The 19323-nt window shown below is 62.7% G+C and carries 21 protein-coding genes and 1 tRNA gene; 12 read left to right on the top strand and 10 right to left on the bottom strand.

Annotation, left to right across the window (positions count from 1 at the left end; all coding sequences use genetic code 11):
• Positions 1-3: 3 nt before the first annotated feature.
• Positions 4-750, bottom strand: a complete 747-nt coding sequence (locus CXR43_RS07615; RefSeq protein ID WP_103333415.1) for an RlmE family RNA methyltransferase — start codon at positions 748-750, stop codon at positions 4-6.
• Positions 747-1883, bottom strand: a complete 1137-nt coding sequence (locus CXR43_RS07610) for a Ppx/GppA phosphatase family protein (RefSeq protein WP_103333414.1) — start codon at positions 1881-1883, stop codon at positions 747-749. Before CXR43_RS07610 ends, CXR43_RS07615 begins: the two co-directional genes overlap by 4 nt.
• Before the next feature lie 184 nt (positions 1884-2067).
• Between CXR43_RS07610 and CXR43_RS07605 the strand changes: the two genes are divergently transcribed.
• The 11 genes from CXR43_RS07605 (at position 2068) to CXR43_RS07555 (ending at position 11131) form a co-directional block, all read left to right on the top strand.
• Positions 2068-2370, top strand: coding sequence for a virulence factor (locus CXR43_RS07605; RefSeq protein ID WP_103334100.1), 303 nt, complete (start codon positions 2068-2070; stop codon positions 2368-2370).
• Between the two features lie 31 nt (positions 2371-2401).
• Positions 2402-3319, top strand: a complete 918-nt coding sequence (locus CXR43_RS07600) for a methylenetetrahydrofolate reductase (protein WP_103333413.1) — start codon at positions 2402-2404, stop codon at positions 3317-3319.
• Between the two features lie 15 nt (positions 3320-3334).
• The gene (locus tag CXR43_RS07595; RefSeq protein WP_103333412.1) at positions 3335-4315 is read left to right on the top strand and encodes a methyltetrahydrofolate cobalamin methyltransferase; all 981 of its coding nucleotides are present in this window, start codon (positions 3335-3337) and stop codon (positions 4313-4315) included.
• 6 nt (positions 4316-4321) lie between these two features.
• A complete protein-coding gene (locus CXR43_RS07590; RefSeq protein WP_146036495.1) occupies positions 4322-4777 on the top strand; it encodes a cupin domain-containing protein in 456 nt (151 codons plus the stop codon).
• Entirely contained in the window at positions 4767-6809 is a 2043-nt protein-coding gene (locus CXR43_RS07585) for an ASKHA domain-containing protein (RefSeq protein ID WP_103333410.1), read from the top strand. The genes CXR43_RS07590 and CXR43_RS07585 overlap by 11 nt, the downstream gene beginning before the upstream one ends.
• A 51-nt stretch (positions 6810-6860) precedes the next feature.
• Entirely contained in the window at positions 6861-7415 is a 555-nt protein-coding gene (locus CXR43_RS07580) for a sigma-70 family RNA polymerase sigma factor (protein ID WP_103333409.1), read from the top strand.
• Complete coding sequence (locus CXR43_RS07575) at positions 7412-8059, top strand: anti-sigma factor (RefSeq protein WP_103333408.1); 648 nt, start codon at positions 7412-7414, stop codon at positions 8057-8059. The genes CXR43_RS07580 and CXR43_RS07575 overlap by 4 nt, the downstream gene beginning before the upstream one ends.
• A gap of 164 nt (positions 8060-8223) precedes the next feature.
• Positions 8224-8769: a fasciclin domain-containing protein gene (locus tag CXR43_RS07570; RefSeq protein ID WP_103333407.1), complete on the top strand. Its 546-nt coding sequence runs from the start codon at positions 8224-8226 to the stop codon at positions 8767-8769.
• A 312-nt stretch (positions 8770-9081) separates the two neighbouring features.
• A complete protein-coding gene (locus tag CXR43_RS07565; RefSeq protein WP_103333406.1) occupies positions 9082-10227 on the top strand; it encodes a DNA cytosine methyltransferase in 1146 nt (381 codons plus the stop codon).
• Between the two features lie 20 nt (positions 10228-10247).
• Positions 10248-10967, top strand: coding sequence for a GIY-YIG nuclease family protein (locus CXR43_RS07560; protein WP_103333405.1), 720 nt, complete (start codon positions 10248-10250; stop codon positions 10965-10967).
• A 90-nt stretch (positions 10968-11057) separates the two neighbouring features.
• Positions 11058-11131: transfer RNA gene (locus CXR43_RS07555), tRNA-Gly, on the top strand.
• Positions 11132-11474: 343 nt separating this feature from the next.
• Here the strand turns inward: CXR43_RS07555 and CXR43_RS07550 are convergent.
• Together CXR43_RS07550 and CXR43_RS07545 are read right to left on the bottom strand one after the other, a co-directional pair.
• Positions 11475-12119 carry a hypothetical protein gene (locus CXR43_RS07550; RefSeq protein WP_146036494.1) on the bottom strand — a complete coding sequence of 215 codons (645 nt, stop codon included), beginning with the start codon at positions 12117-12119 and terminating at the stop codon, positions 11475-11477.
• 596 nt (positions 12120-12715) lie between these two features.
• Positions 12716-13123 (bottom strand): glycine zipper family protein, encoded by a 408-nt coding sequence (locus tag CXR43_RS07545; protein WP_246831307.1) that lies wholly within the window; start codon positions 13121-13123, stop codon positions 12716-12718.
• Between the two features lie 197 nt (positions 13124-13320).
• On the opposite strand from CXR43_RS07545, the gene CXR43_RS07540 reads away from it, so the two are divergent.
• Positions 13321-13674, top strand: coding sequence for a RidA family protein (locus tag CXR43_RS07540; protein ID WP_103333403.1), 354 nt, complete (start codon positions 13321-13323; stop codon positions 13672-13674).
• 61 nt (positions 13675-13735) lie between these two features.
• On the opposite strand, the gene pgi is transcribed toward CXR43_RS07540, so the two are convergent.
• From pgi to CXR43_RS07510, 6 genes are all read right to left on the bottom strand, one after another.
• Positions 13736-15337: a glucose-6-phosphate isomerase gene (gene pgi / locus CXR43_RS07535; protein ID WP_103333402.1), complete on the bottom strand. Its 1602-nt coding sequence runs from the start codon at positions 15335-15337 to the stop codon at positions 13736-13738.
• A gap of 1 nt (position 15338) precedes the next feature.
• Positions 15339-16010, bottom strand: a complete 672-nt coding sequence (gene pgl, locus CXR43_RS07530) for a 6-phosphogluconolactonase (RefSeq protein ID WP_103333401.1) — start codon at positions 16008-16010, stop codon at positions 15339-15341.
• Complete coding sequence (gene zwf / locus CXR43_RS07525; protein ID WP_103333400.1) at positions 16010-17461, bottom strand: glucose-6-phosphate dehydrogenase; 1452 nt, start codon at positions 17459-17461, stop codon at positions 16010-16012. The genes pgl and zwf overlap by 1 nt, the downstream gene beginning before the upstream one ends.
• A gap of 109 nt (positions 17462-17570) precedes the next feature.
• On the bottom strand, positions 17571-18269 hold the full coding sequence (locus tag CXR43_RS07520) for an MgtC/SapB family protein (protein ID WP_103334098.1): 699 nt from the start codon (positions 18267-18269) through the stop codon (positions 17571-17573).
• 81 nt (positions 18270-18350) lie between these two features.
• Positions 18351-18935 (bottom strand): HNH endonuclease, encoded by a 585-nt coding sequence (locus CXR43_RS07515; RefSeq protein WP_103333399.1) that lies wholly within the window; start codon positions 18933-18935, stop codon positions 18351-18353.
• A gap of 174 nt (positions 18936-19109) precedes the next feature.
• Entirely contained in the window at positions 19110-19322 is a 213-nt protein-coding gene (locus tag CXR43_RS07510) for a hypothetical protein (protein ID WP_103333398.1), read from the bottom strand.
• Position 19323: the final 1 nt, after the last annotated feature.

Below are 19323 nucleotides of genomic sequence, written 5' to 3'. Positions count from 1 at the left end.
CGATCAATCCTCATCCTCTTCAGCGGCTTTTGCCGCCGCCAGCGCGCGTCCGCGATAGCCCATGGCCACCACGAATTTCTCCGAACTGTCCGACCGGCTGGCCGCGGGCTTCACATTCGCAACCTTGGTGAAGTTCTTTTTCAGCATCGCCTGCATGGTGTTTTCCGCCCCGCCCGCCAGAACCTTGGCGACAAAGGTGCCGCCGTCCTCCAGCACGTCAAAGGCAAAATCCAGGGCGGCTTCGATCAGTGCCACGATGCGCAAATGGTCCGTCGCCTTGTGCCCCGAGGCGGCGGCCGCCATGTCCGACATCACCACATCGGCGCGCCCGCCCAGCCAGCCCTTGACCAGATCATCCGCCCCATCCGACAGGAAATCAAGCTGATGCAGCTCTGCCCCCGGGATCGGCTCCACCTCTTGCAAATCGACGCCCAGCACCGTGCCCGCCGGCTTTTTCGGGTTTTGCGACAGCGCATTCACCCGCACCACCGCCACCTGACACCAGCCGCCGGGCGCACAGCCAAGGTCCACCACCCGCGCGCCGGGCTTGAGGAACCCGTACCGGTCATCCAGTTCGGAAATCTTGTAGGCCGCGCGGCCGCGATAGCCCTCTTTGCGCGCCCGGATCACGTAAGGATCGTTCAACTGCCGCTCCAGCCACAGCGTGGACGACAGTTTGCGCCCCTTGGCGGTTTTCACCCGCACCCGAAGCTCGCGCTGGCCACGGCCAGAGGTGGTTTTTTCACTCATGTGAATGGTCCTTCAGTCAGCACGCCATCAGCGGTCATCTGGGCATATAAAAGCCCCTCGCGCAGGCCACGGTCGGCCACGGAAAGGCGGTCGGTTGGCCATATCCGCATCAGGGCCTGAAGGATAGCCGCGCCGGACATGATCAGCGCATGCCGGTCGCGCCCGATGCGCGGATCGGTGCGGCGCCCTTCCGGGCCCAGGGCCAGGTAATCGCGGATCACGAAATCGATCTGGTCACTGGTCATCTGCAACCCATCCACCTTGGTCCGGTCATAGCGGCGCAGGCCAAGATAGCTGGCCGCCACCGTGGTCACCGTGCCGGAGGTGCCAATGATCTGAAACCCTTCGCGCGGATGCTCGGCATTATAGGGCGAAAAGCTGGCCAGTTGCTCTTCAAAAAACCAGCTCATCAGGGCAAAGCGTGCAGCGTCATCCTCCACATCGCCGAACTGGTCGCGCAAGGTGGCGACCCCCAGCGGCACCGAGATCCAGTCCACCACCCGCGCGCCGCCTTCGGGCTGACCGGCAAAGCCGGAATGCAGGCTCATGATCGCACGAGGCCGGTTTTCGGGGATCACGCCCGACAGGTCGATCCAGACCAGTTCGGTCGACCCACCGCCGATATCAACCACCAGAAGTTGTTCGGTGCGTTCGTTCACCAAGGGCGCGCAGGAAATCACCGCCAGCCGCGCCTCTTCTTCGGGTGTGATGATCTCCAGCGCCAACCCGGCCTCACGCTTGACCTGACGGATGAAGTCACGCGCATTGCGGGCGCGGCGGCAGGCTTCGGTTGCCACCAGCCGCATCCGTTTCACGCCGTGGCGTTCGATCTTTTTCTGGCAGATCCGCAAGGCCTGCACCGTCCGCCCCATCGACGCACGCGACAGCCGGCCCGAGGCTTCCAGCCCGATGCCCAGCTGAACAGTTTTGGAAAAACTGTCCACGACCAGAAACTGGCTGCCCTTTGGCTGGGCAATCAGCATCCGGCAAGAATTGGTGCCAAGGTCGAGCGCTGCATAAAGCGTGCCCTGCCCCGGCTTTGGAGGGGGTGACGATTCGACGACACGAGAACCATCCTCTGGCTCTATCGGTGTTTGCGACGCGTCCCCCCCTCGGGGACGCTCGGGCGTCATGGTCGCCCTCCATATGTGGTTGCGCTAAACGTAACGCCGATCCCCCCCTGCCGCAAGGTCTGATCCGGAGTGGGTGTCGGGCCCTGCGGGTCGCAGATGCGTTGCGCGATGTCGAAAACGCACCCTCTTATCGCCAAGGGCCGATTAGAACGGAACAAAGCAGATGTCGGAAGGGAATCATGCCATGGCCGAAGTGACAGTGGTGTTCTGGCGTGACATTCCGGCACAGGTCATCGTCGGCAAGGGCCGGCGCGGGGCCAAGGTGCAGCTGACCGAACGGTTTGAACAGGCGATTGATCGCTGTGCCATGAAGATCGGGGCCAAGGATGCGGATTCCTACCTCGCCGAATGGCGCAAAGCCCCGGCCTACGAGGTAGAGGGTGAGCAGGAAGATGTCGCCCGCAGCGAGGCCGCCCGGCTGGAAGCCGAATATGATACCGATCGCCTGAAAGCACTGATCGCCGCAGAGGGTTGGGCCAAGGCCTGAGACTCTGCACATGACCCTGAGGGAGAGGTTGATGGCCCTGTTCAGTTTCCGCACCAAGACCGCGCCCGCTGACCCCGCACCGGGGCAGTTGGAGGCCTTCCTGCAAGGCTATTCGATCGAGGTGATGCCGCGTACGGCAGAGAAGATCGAAGATTTCCGCACCCTGCTGCCCGCAGGCACCCGCGTCTACATCGCGCATATCGACGGCACCCCGATCGAGGAGATGGTGGCCACCGCGCGCCGTCTGGCGGAGGAGGGCTTTACCGCCATGCCGCATTTTCCGGCGCGCATTATTCCGGACCGTGCCACGCTTGGCGATTGGGTCAGCCGTTACCGCGATGTGGGCGTGCGGCAGGGCTTGCTGCTGGCCGGTGGCGTGGCACAGCCCGTGGGCGACTATCACTGCTCGATGCAGTTGCTGGAGTCCGGCGCCTTTGACGGCTTTGACCGCTTGCATGTGGCGGGCCACCCGGAGGGCAACCGCGACATCGACCCCGACGGGTCTGACCGCATGGTGATGGAGGCCGCACGCTGGAAATCGGCCTTTGCCGAGCGGTGTGATGCCCAGATGGCGATGGCGACGCAGTTCTGCTTTGAGGCGGCCCCGGTGATTGACTGGGTCACACGCCTGCAGGCCGAAGGAATAAAACTGCCGGTTCACATTGGTGTTGCCGGGCCTGCCAAGCTGCAGACCCTGATCAAGTTTGCCATTGCCTGCGGGGTGGGCCCGTCGCTCAAGGTCTTGCAAAAGCGTGCCATGGATGTGACCAAGCTGCTGCTGCCCTATGAGCCGACAGATGTGCTGACAGCCCTTGCCGCGCAGAAGGCGGCGCACCCGGGCTTTGGCATCGAACAGGTCCATTTCTTCCCGCTTGGGGGGATAAAGACCAATGCCGCCTGGGTGACAGAACATGGTGGCGCGGCGGGAAAACCCGCCGTGGCCGCCTGAGAAAAAGGTTTAAGAATGACCCGTACCGTAATTGAATCAAAGACAAAAACTGTCATCATCGGTTTTGACGAACCGTTTTGCGTGATCGGCGAGCGGATCAACCCGACCGGGCGCAAGAAACTGGCTGCCGAGTTGGAAGCGGGCAATTTCGACACCGTGATCCGCGATGCGCTGGAACAGGTGGCCTGCGGGGCGACGGTGCTGGATGTAAACTCGGGTGCGGTCTTCACCAACAAGATGGCGGAAGACCCGCGCTATGCCGACAACAACTTTGTCGAACCGCCGCTGATGAAGGCGCTGATCGAGATCATTCAGGCCACGGTCGATGTGCCCCTGTGCATCGACTCCTCGGTCCCGGGCGCGCTCGAATCCGGGTTGATGGCCTGCGAGGGGCGGCCTTTGCTCAATTCGGTGACCGGCGAAGAGCACCGGCTGGAGCTGGTGCTGCCACTGGTCAAGAAATACAACGTGCCGGTCGTGGCCATCTCGAATGACGATACCGGCATTTCCGAAGACCCAGATGTGCGCTTTGCGGTGGCAAAGAAAATCGTCGAACGTGCCGCCGATTTCGGCATTCCCGCACATGACATCGTGGTCGATCCGCTGGTGATGCCGGTGGGTGCGATGGGCAGCGCGGGCCAGCAGGTGTTTGCGCTGGTGCGGCGCTTGCGCGAGGAGCTGGGGGTGAACACCACTTGCGGCGCGTCCAACATCAGCTTTGGCCTGCCGCACCGGCATGGGATCAATGCGGCGTTTCTGCCGATGGCGATCGGCGCGGGCATGACCAGTGCGATCATGAACCCGGTGCGCCTGCAGGAAATGGAGGCGATCCGCGCCGCCAATTTCCTGATGAACCATGATGCCAATGGCGGCGAGTGGATCCGCTTTGCCAAGGTGCTGGAGGCGGTTGAAGGTGGGATGAGTTTTGCCGAAGCGTCAAGCGCGGCGTCACAGGCCGCTGCGGGCCGTCGTGGTGGCCGCCGCGGACGTGCCTGAGCGATCTTGAGCACGCCCCTTGCCCTCAACGTCGCCGATCAGCCCATGGAAACATGGGCCGATCCGGCCTGCGGCACGGTGCGCTGGCAAAGCCTGTTTTCGCAAGGATCCACCCCCACCGACAGTCTGACATGCGGCGTGGCCCATATTGCCGCAGGCGAGACCTTTGCCCTGCACAGCCATCCACAGGCCGAGGTCTATTTCGGTCTGACCGGACATGGCCGCGTGATGATCGACGGCACCGCCCATGCCCTGTCCCCCGGGGTGGCCTTGTTCATTCCCGGCGGGGCTGTGCATGGCATTCCGCAGGCCGACGGGCCGATGAGCTGGTTTTATGTCTTTGCCGCCGACGCCTTTTCCCAGATCGCCTATCAGTTTCAGACAGCACAAGCTGTCGCATTGCAGACGCCACCTTCCGGCCTAGACTCCGCGGGTGCGCAGGAGTTTCCAGATGTCTTATGACACCCCCGACGATGCCCTTGTGATCTTTACCCCCTCGGGCAAGCGCGGGCGTTTTGCGCTTGGCACCCCGGTGTTGACGGCGGCGCGCCAGCTCGGGGTCGATCTCGACTCGGTCTGCGGCGGGCGCGGCATCTGTTCCAAATGCCAGATCAGCCCCGGCTATGGCGAGTTTCCCAAGCACGGCGTGACCGTGGCGGAAGACGCCCTGACCGAATGGAACGCCGTGGAAGAGCGCTACAAGTCCAAACGTGGCATGCTCGATGGCCGCCGTCTGGGCTGTCAGGCGCAGGTGATGGGCGATGTGGTCATCGACGTGCCGCCGGAATCCCAGGTCCACAAGCAGGTGATCCGCAAGTCGGCGACCGAGCGGGTGATCGCGATGGACCCGGCCACCCGCCTGCTTTACGTCGAGGTGGCAGAGCCCGACATGCACGAACCGACCGGCGATTTCGAACGTCTGGCGCGGGCCCTGCGCGAGCAGTGGCAGGTGGCAGATGTCACCGCCGATCTGGCGATTTTGCGCCGGTTGCAGCCGGCGTTGCGCAAGGGCCAGTGGAAGGTGACCGTCGCGCTGCACAAGGGCAACCACGACGCCCTGCCCCGCATCCTCGACCTCTGGCCCGGGTTTCATGACGGGGCGATCCACGGGCTGGCCATTGATCTGGGGTCCACCACCATCGCCGCGCATCTGTGCGATCTGCGCGACGGGCGGGTGCTGGCGTCAGGTGGGGTGATGAACCCGCAGATCCGCTTTGGCGAAGATCTGATGAGCCGGGTGTCTTATGTGATGATGAACGCGGGCGGCGATGTGGAAATGACCCGCGTGGTGCGCGAGGCATTGAACGCTTTGACCCAGTCTATTGCGGCGGAGGGCGGCATTGATCCGGCCAGCATTTACGAGGCTGTGGTGGTCTGCAACCCGGTGATGCACCATCTTCTGCTGGGGATCGACCCGGTAGAGCTGGGCCAGGCCCCCTTTGCACTGGCGACCTCGGGCAGCCTGTCGCTTGACGCGCGCGATCTGGATCTTGGCGCGATCAACCGGGCGGCGCGGGTCTACCTGCTGCCCTGCATCGCGGGGCATGTCGGGGCCGATGCGGCGGCTGTGGCGCTGTCCGAAGAGCCGGGCAAGTCGGAGGACATGGTGCTGATCGTCGATGTCGGCACCAATGCCGAACTTCTGTTGGGCAACAAGACCCGGGTTCTGGCCTGTTCGTCCCCCACCGGCCCGGCGTTCGAGGGCGCGCAGATCAGTTCCGGCCAGCGCGCCGCCCCCGGTGCGATTGAGCGGGTGGAAATTGATCTGGTGACCAAGGAACCGCGCTTCCGGGTGATTGGGTCAGACCTGTGGTCGGATGATCCGGGCTTTGCCGCCGCCACCGCGACCAGCGGCATCACCGGCATTTGCGGATCTGGCATCATCGAGGCAGTGGCGGAAATGCGCATGGCGGGGCTGCTCGACCCAGGCGGGCTGATCGGTGGGCCGGACCAGACCGGCACAGCGCGCTGCGTGGCCGAGGGGCGCACCCACAGCTATCTGCTGCATGACGGCACGTCCGACGGTGGGCCGCGCATCATGGTGACGCAGGGCGATATCCGGGCCATCCAGCTGGCGAAATCCGCGCTCTATGCCGGGGCGCGGTTGTTGATGGATGAAATGGGTATCGATCACGTCGACCGGGTCACGCTGGCCGGGGCCTTTGGCGCGCATATCAGCCCCAAACATGCCATGGTGCTGGGCATGATCCCCGACGCGCCGCTGGACAAGGTCACCAGCGCAGGCAATGCCGCCGGGACCGGCGCGCGGATTGCCCTGTGCAATGTGGCGGCGCGCGACCAGATCGAGGCGACGGTGCATCAGATTCACAAGGTCGAAACCGCCATCGAGCCACGGTTTCAGGAGCATTTCGTGAATGCCAATGCGATTCCGCATGCGGTGGATGCGTTTCCGTCGCTCAGCGCCATTGTCACCCTGCCCGATGTCTCCTTCAACACGGCGGGAACGCGTGAGGGGCGCAGGCGGCGTGGCTGACCCCGCGTTTTGGGGCTGGCAATGCCATATCGGCATGATAGCGTCAGCGCCATGACTGCAACCGCACCCACGCTGACCGAGACCTGCCTGCTGCTGCAGCGTATCGCCGCGCAGGACCGTGCGGCCTTCCGGTCGCTCTATCATCAGGCCGGGCCGAAACTAATGGGTGTGCTGGTCCGTATCCTTGGCACCAGATCAGAAGCGGAGGATGCGTTGCAGGAAGTGTTTACCAGAGTGTGGCTGCGGGCGGGACGGTTCGATCCGTCGCGCGGTGCAGGCATGACCTGGCTGGTGGCACTGTCGCGCAACCATGCGATTGACCGGCTGCGCGCCCGCAAGCCCGAACAGAATGAAGATGACGCCGCCGCCTTGATTGCCGACACGGCGCCCCGCGCAGAGACGCGGCTGATTGCCAAGGGCGAGGCGCGGCGCGTGTCGGACTGTTTTGACACATTGGAACCCGCCCGCGCCGATGCGGTGCGGGGGGCCTATCTGGATGGGCTGTCCTATGATGTGCTGGCGCTGCGCCACAACATCCCGCTCAACACCATGCGGACCTGGCTGCGGCGCAGCCTCTTGAAGCTGCGGGAGTGTCTGGAGCAATGACCGACGCCCCCCTGACCCCCGAAGAGGCAGACGAAGCTTTGGCCGCAGAATATGTGCTGGGCGTGCTGGACTTGCCCGAGCGGCTTGCGGTTGAAGAACGGCTCAAGACCGATCCGGCCTTTGCTGATCGGGTTTCGGCCTGGGTTGCACATTTCGCGCCCTTGAACGAGGCCTATGCCAGTGTGCCGGTGCCGCCCGATCTGTTGCCGCGGATCGAAGCACGGCTGTTCCCCAAGCAATCTGCCTTGCGCGGCGGCTGGCGTCTGTGGCTGGCCGGTGCCGTGACGGCGGCGGTTGTCGGCTTTGGCGTGGTGCTCCTGATGCCCCCCTCCGCGCCGGGAGAGGTGATCGCCAGCCTGGGCAGCCCGGATGCGGCGCTGATCTATGAAGCCCGGCATGACGGCACCCTGCTGAGGGTGACCCGGGTGGCGGGCACCCCTGCCCCCGAAGGCCAGACGCATGAGCTTTGGGCGATTGCGCCGGGGGCGGCCCCGGTGTCGCTGGGTCTGCTGGGTGCCGACCCGCTGGATGTGGAATACCCGCGCCCGCCGGCGGGCTGGGTGCTGGCCGTTTCGGTCGAACCCGCAGGCGGCTCGCCCACCGGCGCGCCCACCGGCCCAGTCATCCTGACGGCCGAGCTGTAAGCGCCGCCGCTGCCTGCATCGGGCGGTGGCCGGGGTGCAGACAGACAGGGTATTGACCGTCACACGCATAAATTTCTGCACCCGCCTGAAACTTGCCCCGAAAGGCTCTCGTATCCATTGGTGAAGGCAGGATGATCCTGCCTCTGTCCAACGGGAGATGTCTTATGAAATTCACACTTGCAGCCTCGGTTCTTGCCCTGTCCACCTTTGCCGCCTTCGCGCAGGACAACCCGATGGTGGGTGGTGCCGCGATGTTCGCCGACAAGAACATCATCGAAAACGCCGTGAACTCGGCCGATCACACCACGCTGGTGGCCGCCGTGCAGGCCGCCGGTCTGGTGGAAACGCTGTCGGGAGAAGGCCCGTTCACCGTGTTCGCGCCCACCAATGACGCCTTTGCCAAGCTGCCGGCCGGCACGGTGGAAACCCTGCTGATGCCGGAAAACAAGGATCAGCTGACCAAGATCCTGACCTGCCACGTGGTGGCTGCCAATGCGATGGCCGCTGATATCGGCAAGATGATCGCGGATGGCGGCGGCACCCACACCGTCAGCACTGTGGGCGGTTGCGACTTTGCCATCACCATGAACGGCGATGCGGTCAACATCACCGATGGCATGGGCAATGTGGCCACCGTGACCATCGCCGATGTCAAGCAGTCGAACGGCGTGATCCATGTGATCGACACCGTGCTCCTGCCCGCGATGTAAGACCCCTCCATGGCGCGGGGTGTCACTCCCCCGCGCTTTGGGGGCGCATCTGGGCCGCCCTGCTGAACAACGTCCCCAGACGCGGGGGCCGGCCAATGCGTCCCGACCCCCGATGCCCCGCGCATCGGGGGTTTTCTTTATCGGTTCCGGCGCGCCTCCAAGGCCCGCGGTTCCGCTTGCACAAGATCGGCAAGCGTTGCCACTTTGTTCTTGAAGCCCGCCCGATTTTGCGCAACGATCCGGGCTGCCGCCGGATAGTCTTGGACAAGGCCCCTGCGCTTGCGATAGTCAACATCTGGCGACGGAGGGATCATGCCGCACACATACTACGATTTCTTCGCGGGGGCCGGCATGGCGGGCTTTGGCCTTGGTCCTGCGTGGTCTTGCCTGTTCGCCAATGATATTGATCCGAAAAAGGCGCAAAGCTACCGCGCCAACCACCATGGCGGCCAGGAATTGCTGCTGCGCGATGTGGCTGCCCTTACCCCTGCCGATATTCCGGGCAGCGCCGATCTGGTCTGGGCCTCCTTCCCCTGCCAGGATCTGTCGCTTGCGGGCAAGGGCGCGGGTCTGGCAGGCAAACGCTCGGGCATGTTCAAGCCGTTCTGGCAATTGGTGCGCGACATGAACGCCGAAGGGCGCGGGCCCAAGATCGTCGCGGTCGAGAATGTCTATGGCGCGATCACCAGCAATGGGGGCCGTGATTTTGCCACGCTGGCCGCCGCGTTTTCCGGCCTTGGCTACCGCTTTGGCGCCGTGGTGGTCGATGCGGTGCACTTCCTGCCCCAGTCGCGACCGCGCTTTTTCCTCATCGGCGTGCGGGGCGATCTGCGCCTGCCTGAAGGCTGTGTGCAGGATGCGCCGTCTTCGGTCTGGCATCCCCCTGCTTTGGTAGAAGGCCAGGCCCTGCTGTCGGCGACCGCGCGGGCGCGTTGGGTCTGGTGGAGTCTGCCGGTGCCTGCCGCGCGTCATCTGGCCCTGTCTGACCTGATCGAAGATCAACCTCAGGGCGTGGACTGGCATACGGCAACGGAAACTGCCTATCTGCTGTCCTTGATGACCGATCTGAACCGCAGCAAGGTGGCTGCGGCCAGCCAGCTTGGCAGCCGCAAGATCGGAACCATCTATCGCCGCACCCGCCCCGATGCGACAGGCGCAAAGCGCCAGCGGGCTGAGGTCAGGTTCGATGAGGTGGCAGGGTGCCTGCGCACCCCATCGGGCGGATCAAGCCGCCAGACCATCATGGTGGTTGAGGGCGACAGCGTCCGCTCGCGCCTGTTGTCCCCGCGTGAGGCGGTGCGCCTGATGGGTCTGCCCGATAGTTTCCTCCTGCCGCAGCGCTACAATGATGCCTACAAACTTGCGGGCGACGGGGTGGCCGTGCCGGTGGTGCGGCATCTGGCGGAGGCGGTATTTGAACCGGTGTTGCGGCGCAACCGGCTGGCCCTGGTCGCCTGATGCCGGGTCGACTTTGGGGCATGACCGCGCGCAACCCCGATGACACCAATGTGCCGCCCTTCGAGACCGAGGATCTGCGGGCCAATCTGGCAGAGTTCCTGTCAGCCCCTTTCGAGGATCCGGTGAGGGGGCGCAGCCGGCCGGTCGGATCTTTCACCTGGGGCGTCTATGCGTTCTTCGATTATGACGGCGAGCCGATCTATGTCGGCCAGACCAAGGAAAAGATCAGCACCCGCATCCGCCGCCATCTGACCAATCAACGCACCGATGCAGTGGCCATGTCCGTGCTCGACCCGTTTGAGGTGTTCGAGATCGAGGTCTGGCCGCTGCCGCAGTTTGAACGGACGTCAAAAGCCGATGCGGTCGCCCGCGCGCATCTGAACGCGCTGGAACATCTGGTCTATCAGACTGCCGTGGCCAACAGCACCTTCAAGGCCGTGCTGAACGAAAAAGATCCGCCGCTGCCGACTGTGGAGCTGACCACACCGCCATCGCTGCGCCGGCGGATCGTGTCGGATCAGGTCTACAAGATCCGCTCGCACCCCGATTTCCGCACCGCGCGGCGCGCGCTGATCCTGTCACGACTGGCCCAGGTGATCGCCGAACGAAAAGTGCAGGGCGGCCTGCGCCGGGTGCTGCTGACCCAGGCCAAGCGCCTGCAATGGCTGGCCGACCGCCGCTACACCGCGCTTGGCGGCGATGCATCAGTCGCAACCGAAGCCGAAGGCGACGAGGCCTAGGGCCAGGCGCGTCCGGACGACAAAAAGTGAAAGCCGCCCCCGCAGCGGCACCTTGCACTCGCGCCAGCGAACCGGTATTCAATCTGCGACGCGGGTGTATCTCAATGGTAGAGAAGCAGCTTCCCAAGCTGATGACGAGGGTTCGATTCCCTTCACCCGCTCCACCCAAAATCCGTACAAGTCATTGATTTTAAGCCAGTTTGTTCAGGTTTTGAAGTTGGCAACAGGCGACGGCCAAACCTGAACATTGGGACAACTCCGGCCAGTTCGGGACGATTCATCCCATCGAGTCCCGAAGAAAGTCCCGAAGCAGTTCTGCGATCGTTCACATGTGTGGTTAGCCTTAATCGTCTCGATCTTTCTTGACAGGATCCAATAACTGGTACGACACCTGCGCATGAATTATGGTGCACTCCCCACCCTCAACTTGAACCGGACTTTCGCGACAAGCGCAGAAGTCCGTTTTGAGCCCCTGAGCGGTCACTCGGGATGATCTACTAGAGTGGTTTAAAACCGGGTCTCTGCCATCTTCTCACGGGCTATGCGATGCATTTCGGCACCTATTTTCATAGCAAGAATTTGATAAAAAAAGATGATCTCCGACAAGTCTGTTTCGGAAAAACTGACACGATCCCCTTCTGAGTAGTTATGTTCTCGAACCACGTCCTGGATAACTAGCTGCGATCCAACATCGTCTTTACGGACCCTGTATGTGCGATTTAGTGGAAGCACCGAGCGGTTACCACTCTGATCAACATTTATTAAATCGCGACCGGGCCAACGAACTGCCATCGTTGATTTTCCGTCAGCCATTCGTATTTTAGTAACGGTGCCACTGTCATGTGCGAGACAGTTTCGCGCGTGGCCCAAACTACGCAAATAACCGGATTCATCCTCATGCTTAGTCGACTGCTGGCCAAGCTTCGCGTAGAATTGCTCGTGGACCGCCCATGTGTTCGCTAGGTTGGGCTTTCGATGGCCCATTAGGCTCTGGTCTCGCAAGAAACTTTCAAGATCAGTTAGCGTATCGAGCGCAGATACAACGTAGCGATGATAGCTCTGATCGATCTCGAGCAACCCTTGACCGATTGCCCACTGCGTGAATTCAGTTTGATAGCGCTTGCGATCAGCTGGTGGGAGAGGGTTTGGCACACCGACTTCCAGGATTATAGGCCCATTGAGCCTCACGGACCTCAGAGGAGTCACCTCTGAGGTGTGGAAAGCATACCCAAGAAAGACGGTCGCGCGGCGCAGGGCCTCCTTCATCGGTGCCTCGAAAGTGGCTAGGTCAACATGAAGACCAGGCTTTCCATCCGGCCGAGTAGTCTGAGTCAAGATTGGTGACATATTATATCCTAGGAAGTTGTTGAGCCTCACATATCATCATCTTGCCCAGAGTAACTGTTCGAAGCTAGCTGCTACACATTTGCCAAAGATTTGCCATTGACTGTCTATTACGCAGATCGATCGATAATGTTGATTTCATTGAGCGTCAGCTCTCCGCCCATCACGACGACCGTCCAACAAGCCCGATCTCGCTGAAACCTGCCTGCGAGACGCATAATTCGATCGCACCCGAGGTCGGACGCACAGATTTCCCGGATACATTTGGAAATTCTGCAAAAGTGGAAGCGCGACCCGCGACCAGCGATCAATACCTTACCGGCGATTGGAAACGCTCAGGGCGAGCCTCAAACTGAAACCACGCCCCCAGTCTCCCAGAGGCGGGGCCATGGTCAGCACAGCGATTAGCCGCGGCCGATATCGTTGAGGATGGTGTGCCCGCGATCCGCCATGCAGCGATCAATGATCCGGCGCGGCCCACCCTGCGCCAGCTCGGTATCGGTTGCGGCGGCACCAGCGCCCGCACCATAGGCAGCGCCGGCCGCCGCATAGTTTCCACTGTCGCCGATCGCAGCACCCGCGATGGCCCCGATCAGGATCCCTGCCATCATGTTCTGCGCCATCTCTTGTTCCTGGCGCTTCTTATAGGCCGCCTCTGCGCCGAGACCCACATTCCGGCAGGCCGCAAGGTCGCGCTCAAACTTGGCTGGGCTGGACTTTGCCGGATCGACAACGGGGCGATATTCAGCAAGAGGTTCTTGCACACAGGCGGCAAGGGATACCACACAGGACAATGCGAGCAGACGTTTCAATGGACTCTCCTATCTAACACCACCTGGAGATCACAGAAATTTGAGGCAATTCTACGTTAAGATTTAGCCCGATACGGGACCATCCGCTGGCGCACCCTCCCTTGATTGCGATGCACGCCGTCTTCTGGCGACACCCCTTTCCTTCGGGCGGCGCTGCCGCTAGGCAGGCGGGGGATTTTCACAAGCGGAGTTGCCCCATGAATGACGACATCACACGCATCGGCACCGGCGCGCGCATGAGCGAGGCTGTGTGCTACAATGGCATCATCTGGTTGGCTGGTCAGGTTGGCGCACCGGGCGCTTCGGTCGCGGAGCAGACCCGCGCCTGTCTGGCCGAGGTCGACCGCATTCTGGCCGAGGCTGGCACCGACAAGACCCGGATCCTTTCGGCGCAGATCTGGATGGCAGATATGGCGGATTTTGCCCAGATGAACGCGGTCTGGGATGCCTGGGTGCCACAGGGGCACACGCCCGCGCGCGCAACCGGCGAGGCGAAGCTGGCCACGCCGGAATATCTGGTTGAGGTCATCGTCACCGCCGCGCTGAACTGACCGGAGCCGGGGGCCTGGCCCCCGGACCCGTCACGCTGGTCTCACGCACCCGGACGAAGGGTCAGCCGCGCGCCCAGGCCACCAGGTGTTGGGTGGAGCCGTCCTTGCCACTGGTATCGCGCTTGCCTTCCAGCATGGGTTGCAGGGCAAGCGCCAGTTCCTTGCCCAGTTCCACCCCCCATTGATCATAGGAATTGATGCCCAGGATCACGCCTTCGACAAACACCCGGTGTTCATAAAGCGCGATGATCTGGCCCAGCACGAAGGGCGTCAGCTGGTCATAGGCCAGGGTGATGCTGGGGCGATTGCCGGGGAAGACACGGTGGCGGGCCTGACGGTCCAGCTCGGCCCCGGTGAGGCCCTTTTTTTCCATGATCTCAGTCGCCTCGGCCAAAGAGCGGCCGCGCAGCAGGGCTTCGGATTGCGCAAGACAGTTTGACACCAAGAGCAGGTGCTGATGTGCAAGGTCTGGTTCATGGCCGCGCCGGGCCACCAGAAATTCACATGGCACCACCCGCGTTCCCTGATGGATCAACTGGTAGAAGGCGTGCTGGCCATTGGTCCCCGGCTCGCCCCAGACCACCGGGCCGGAATGATAGGGCAGATCGCTGCCATCCATCGCCACGCGCTTGCCGTTCGATTCCATCTCCAGCTGCTGCAGATAGGCAGGCAGACGGCTGAGGCGTTGATCATAGGGAAGAACGGCGCGGGTGGCATAGCCGCAGATCTGGTTGTGCCAGAGGCCCACCAGCGCCAGCAGCACCGGCAGGTTCTGCGCAAAGGGGGTGCAGCGGAAATGCGCATCCATGGCCGCCCCCCCGCGCAGGAAGGCGTCAAATCCCTTGGGCCCCACCGCCAGCATCAGCGACAGGCCGATCGGCCCCCACATCGAATAGCGACCGCCGACCCAGTCTTCAAAACCGAACACGCGTTCACTTGCGATACCGAAGGCCGATGTTTTCTCTGCCGCGGTTGAAACGGCGGCAAATTGTGCGGCCGGATTGGCAACCCGTGCCGCCATCCAGGCCCGCACGGTTTCGGCATTGGTCATCGTCTCGATGGTAGTGAAGGTCTTGGAGGCCACGATCACCAGCGTGGTTTCGGGGTTCAGCCCGCGCAGCGTATCGGCGGCATGGGCACCATCGACGTTGGAAATGAAATGGACGCGAGGCCCGTCATGGAACGGGGCCAATGCCAGCACCGCCATCGCTGGCCCCAGATCAGAGCCGCCGATGCCGATGTTCACCACATCGGTGATCTGGCCGCCCTGCCCGGTAAAGCGGCCCGTCCGCACATCATCGGCAAACGCGGTCATCCTTGCATGGGTGTCACGCAAGGCGATGGTCACATCCTGACCATCCACCACCAAGGGCTTGTCCATGTTGCGCAAAGCGGTGTGCAGGACAGCCCTGCCTTCGGTCTCGTTGATCCTTGCGCCGTCAAACATCGCGGCGCGCTTGTCTGCCAGCCCGGCCGCCTCGGCCAGCTGCAGCAAAAGCCCAAGCCCCCGCTCATCGATATTGGTCTTGGCGAAATCGAGGATCATGCCATCGGCCTGGGCGGTAAACATCGCCGCCCGGTCGCCGCCGTCAAACAGGTCCAGAATTGGCCGGCCCTCAACAGCCGCATGGTGGTCTTTCAGGGCGTCCCAGGCTTGGTTCATGTCATTCGGTCCAGTGAACGGTTGCAACATCCAGCACGGCGCGCACCGGTGCTTCGGTGACGGAAAGGCTTTGCGCGCGCTCCAGCGCTTCGCGTTTTTCCGCGCCCTTGATCAGGATATGGGTGTGAAACGCGGTTTTCAGCGCCGGCAGGGAGAGGGTGATGCGCGGCTCTCCCGCCGCCTCGGCCCGCAGGGCCATCAGCACCGGCGCATCGGGCGCAAGCGCCTGCTGCAGCAGATCGGCACCGGGGAACAGGCTTGCGGTGTGCATATCCGCCCCCATCCCCAGCAGCAGCACAGAAATCGGCAGATGCGGTTGCAGGCCGGCGGACAAGGCGTCGAGCATATCTTCGGGCTGATCGGCCGGGGCATAAAGCGGCACAAGGGTCGCCTTGCCGGCAGGCCCGCGCAGCAGCCTTTCGCGCAGCAGCCGGGTGTTGGAGCGCGGGTTGCTTTCCGGCACCCAGCGTTCATCGTTCAGAAAGACCGCAACATTGGGCCAGTCCAGCTCCACGCCCGACAGCGTGTCAAAGACCGGGCCCGGCGTGGTGCCGCCCGGCACACAAAGCGAGGCATGACCATCACGGCGCAGAAACGCGCCCAATTCGCTGGCCATCTGCTTGGCAAGGGCCAGATACATCATCTCGGCATCGGGGTAGGTTACAAAATCCATCAGCGTATCTCCCGCCAGCGCCGCCCGTCGCGGTGCATCAGCATCAACGCATCCTCCGGCCCGGAAGATCCCGCGTCATAGCCCTGCGGCTTGGCACCGGTGGCGTTCCAGCCTTCGATGATCGGATCGGTCCAGGCCCAGGCGGCCTCAACCTCATCGCCGCGCATGAACAGGGTCTGGTTGCCCCGGATCACATCCATGATCAGCCGTTCATAAGCGTCTGGAATATCCTCGGCCTCATCGCCCAGCACGCCGGCAAAGGACATGTCCAGCGGCACCTGCATCAGGCGCATGCCACCCGGCCCGGGTTCCTTGATCATCACCATCAAGTTCATGCCCTCATCGGGCTGCAACCGGATGACCAGCACATTTTCGCGCCAGCCCTTGGCATCGTCAAAGATCGAATGCGGGGGTTCGCGGAAGGTAATGGCGATTTCCGACGCCCGCGCCCGCAGCCGCTTGCCAGTGCGCAGGTAAAACGGCGTGCCCTTCCAGCGCCAGTTCGACACATGCACCTTGAGCGCAATATAGCTTTCGGTGGTGCTGGCCGGATTTTCGCAATGGTCCAGATAGCTGCCCTGCCCGCCCCCGGCCAGATACTGGCCGCGCACGATATCATTCTGCGCCACCGGGTCCAGCGCGCGGATCACTTTCAGCTTTTCATCGCGCACGGCATCGGGGTCAAAGTGATAGGGCGGTTCCATCGCAATCAGGCACAACAACTGCATCATATGGTTCTGCACCATATCGCGCATCGCGCCCGATTTGTCGTAATAGGCCCCGCGCCCGTCCACGCTCACCGTTTCTGCCACGGTGATCTGCACATGGTCGACATATTCGGCCTTCCACAGCGGCTCGAACAGAATATTGGCAAAGCGCACCGCCATCAGGTTCTGCACGGTTTCCTTGCCCAGATAATGGTCGATCCGGTAGATCTGCGCCTCATGGAAATGCTGGGCCAGCGTGGCGTTCAGCGCCTTTGCGGTTGCCAGGTCGCGGCCAAAGGGTTTTTCCACCACGATCCGCGCCGACTCGTCGGCCACATCATGCTTTTTAAGCCGCAGCGCAATATCGCCGAACAGCGCGGGGGCCACCGAGAAATAGAAGGCCCGCACCACCCCGTCGCGCATCAGCGCCTTGAGATCATCCCAGCCGCCCTCGCCCTTGGCATCTATGGCCACATAATGAAGGCGCGACAGAAACTCGGTGATCACCGCGTCGTCGCGGCGGTCCTTTGGCACGAATTCATCGATCGCCTCGCGCACCAGCTTGCGGAAATCATCATCGCTCAGCTCGCCGCGCGCGGCCCCGATGATGCGGCTGTCTGCGGTCATCTGACCCGCCAGAAAGCGGCGGTAAAGGCCCGGCAGGATCTTGCGCCGGGCAAGATCCCCGGTGCCACCAAAAATCACAAGATCGAAGACCTCGACCGGGATGACACGCGAAACCATGTGGAAATCCTTGCTCCTGCCACGCCGTTAGCGCTAACGCGGTCTGTGTACCCAAGCCCACAGCCAAAGTCTAGCATTGGCGTGAAGCGGATCAAAGCGCTTTGGCCGCTCAGACCTCTTCAATCGCTTCCCAGCGCACCCGGATCAGCCCAGGCTCGGCGGCAAGGCGATGAACGGCCTGTTCGACCAAGGCATCGGGCAGACCTTCGCCGCTAACCGTTACCGAAAGGTCAAGTCCAACGCCGTCTTCAGCGGGGCGGGCGGAAATATCGGACAGGTGAAGCCCGCCGATGGCCAGCGTCCGCAGCATCAGACTGCGCAGCGCGCCTTCCTGATCGGCGCTGCAGGTCAGCAACACGCGGTAGGTCTTGCCCAAGGGCATTCCGGCCTTGGTGCGCCGCTTGATCCATTTGACCAGCGGACGCAGACCAAGGTTCACAAACATCACCATCCCGGTCAGCAGCAGCGCATAGGGCCATTGGCCCGACCCTGCCATCATGCCAACCCCGGCGGAACACCAAAGTGTCGCCGCCGTGTTCAGCCCGTGGATGTTGAACCCGTCCCGAAAGATGATTCCGGCCCCCAGAAAGCCAATGCCCGAGACAATCTGCGCGGCAACCCGCGTGGGGCTGATCTCATCGGGGTAAAGCGATGAAAAGATGACGAAACTCGCGGCCCCCAAAGCCACCAGCGCATTGGTGCGCAGCCCGGCCATCCGCTGGCGCACCTGCCGTTCCGATCCGACCAGCGCCCCGCAGGCCAGCGCCACGAACATGTTGAGGGCAGCCATTTCGATCGGGGGAACCATCGCCATCTCCTGCGGACCAGACGCGGCACCCTAGACAAGCCGACCAGGAATGTGAAGCATTTGTAACAGAATTATGACGGATCAGGCATCCAGCTCAGCATCCCAGTACAGATAGTCCATCCAGCTGTCGTGCAGGTAATTGGGCGGAAAGCGCCGGCCATGGGCCTGCATTTCCTCGGCATTGGGGGCGCGCGGCGTGCGGTTCAGCGACAGACCCGACTGGCGCAGGGTCTTTGACCCCTTGCGCAGGTTGCAGGGGCTGCAGGCGGCCACCACGTTTTCCCAGCTGGTCACCCCGCCACGGGCCCGCGGGATCACATGGTCAAAGGTCAGATCGCCCCGGGCGCCACAGTACTGGCAGCAGAATTCGTCCCTTAGAAAAAGATTAAAGCGCGTGAAGGCCACGCGCTTTTGGGGTTTTACATAATCCTTGAGGACAACGACCGAAGGTATCCTGAATTCGGCCCGCTGGCTTCGCACCACATGGTCATATTCGGCCACGATCTGCACCCGGTCAAGGAAGGCGGCCTTGATCGCCTCTTGCCAGGGCCAGAGGCTGAGCGGGTAATAGCTGAGCGGGCGGTAATCCGCATTCAGCACCAGCGCCGGGTAATGTTTCAGCGACGCCGGGTCGCGCACAAACTGTGTTCTGAAATCGCCGTCCATTCGTCGAGTGACCTCACCATCCCGATTGCCTCAGGGTAGCGGTGCAGGGAACCCTGCCCCGATACCCCGAACTATATCTGGCGGAACGCGGCTGGCAAGCCCCCAAGCCCAAGTGGGCCGGTCCACGCCCCGACCAGACCGGGATCGCACAACAAAGTGACAGTGAGGTGAAACCTAGCGCCCGATCCGCCGGGTCACCGCCGCGGCCTTGCGCGCGCGCTTGGCGGTTTCACGCGCCAGAGTGCTCTGGCTGGCTTGCGCGGGTGTCACCGGGGCCGCCGGCTTGCCGCGTTTGGCCACCACCTTGGTGCCCTTGGTGATGCCCCAGTTCACGCCTTTGCGCACAAAAATCCGCATCACCATGTTGATGATCTGGTTGACGTTCATT

This window comes from Pseudotabrizicola formosa (genome assembly GCF_002900965.1).
Lineage (GTDB): Bacteria > Pseudomonadota > Alphaproteobacteria > Rhodobacterales > Rhodobacteraceae > Pseudotabrizicola > Pseudotabrizicola formosa.
This window is presented reverse-complemented; position numbering and strand designations above follow the sequence as displayed.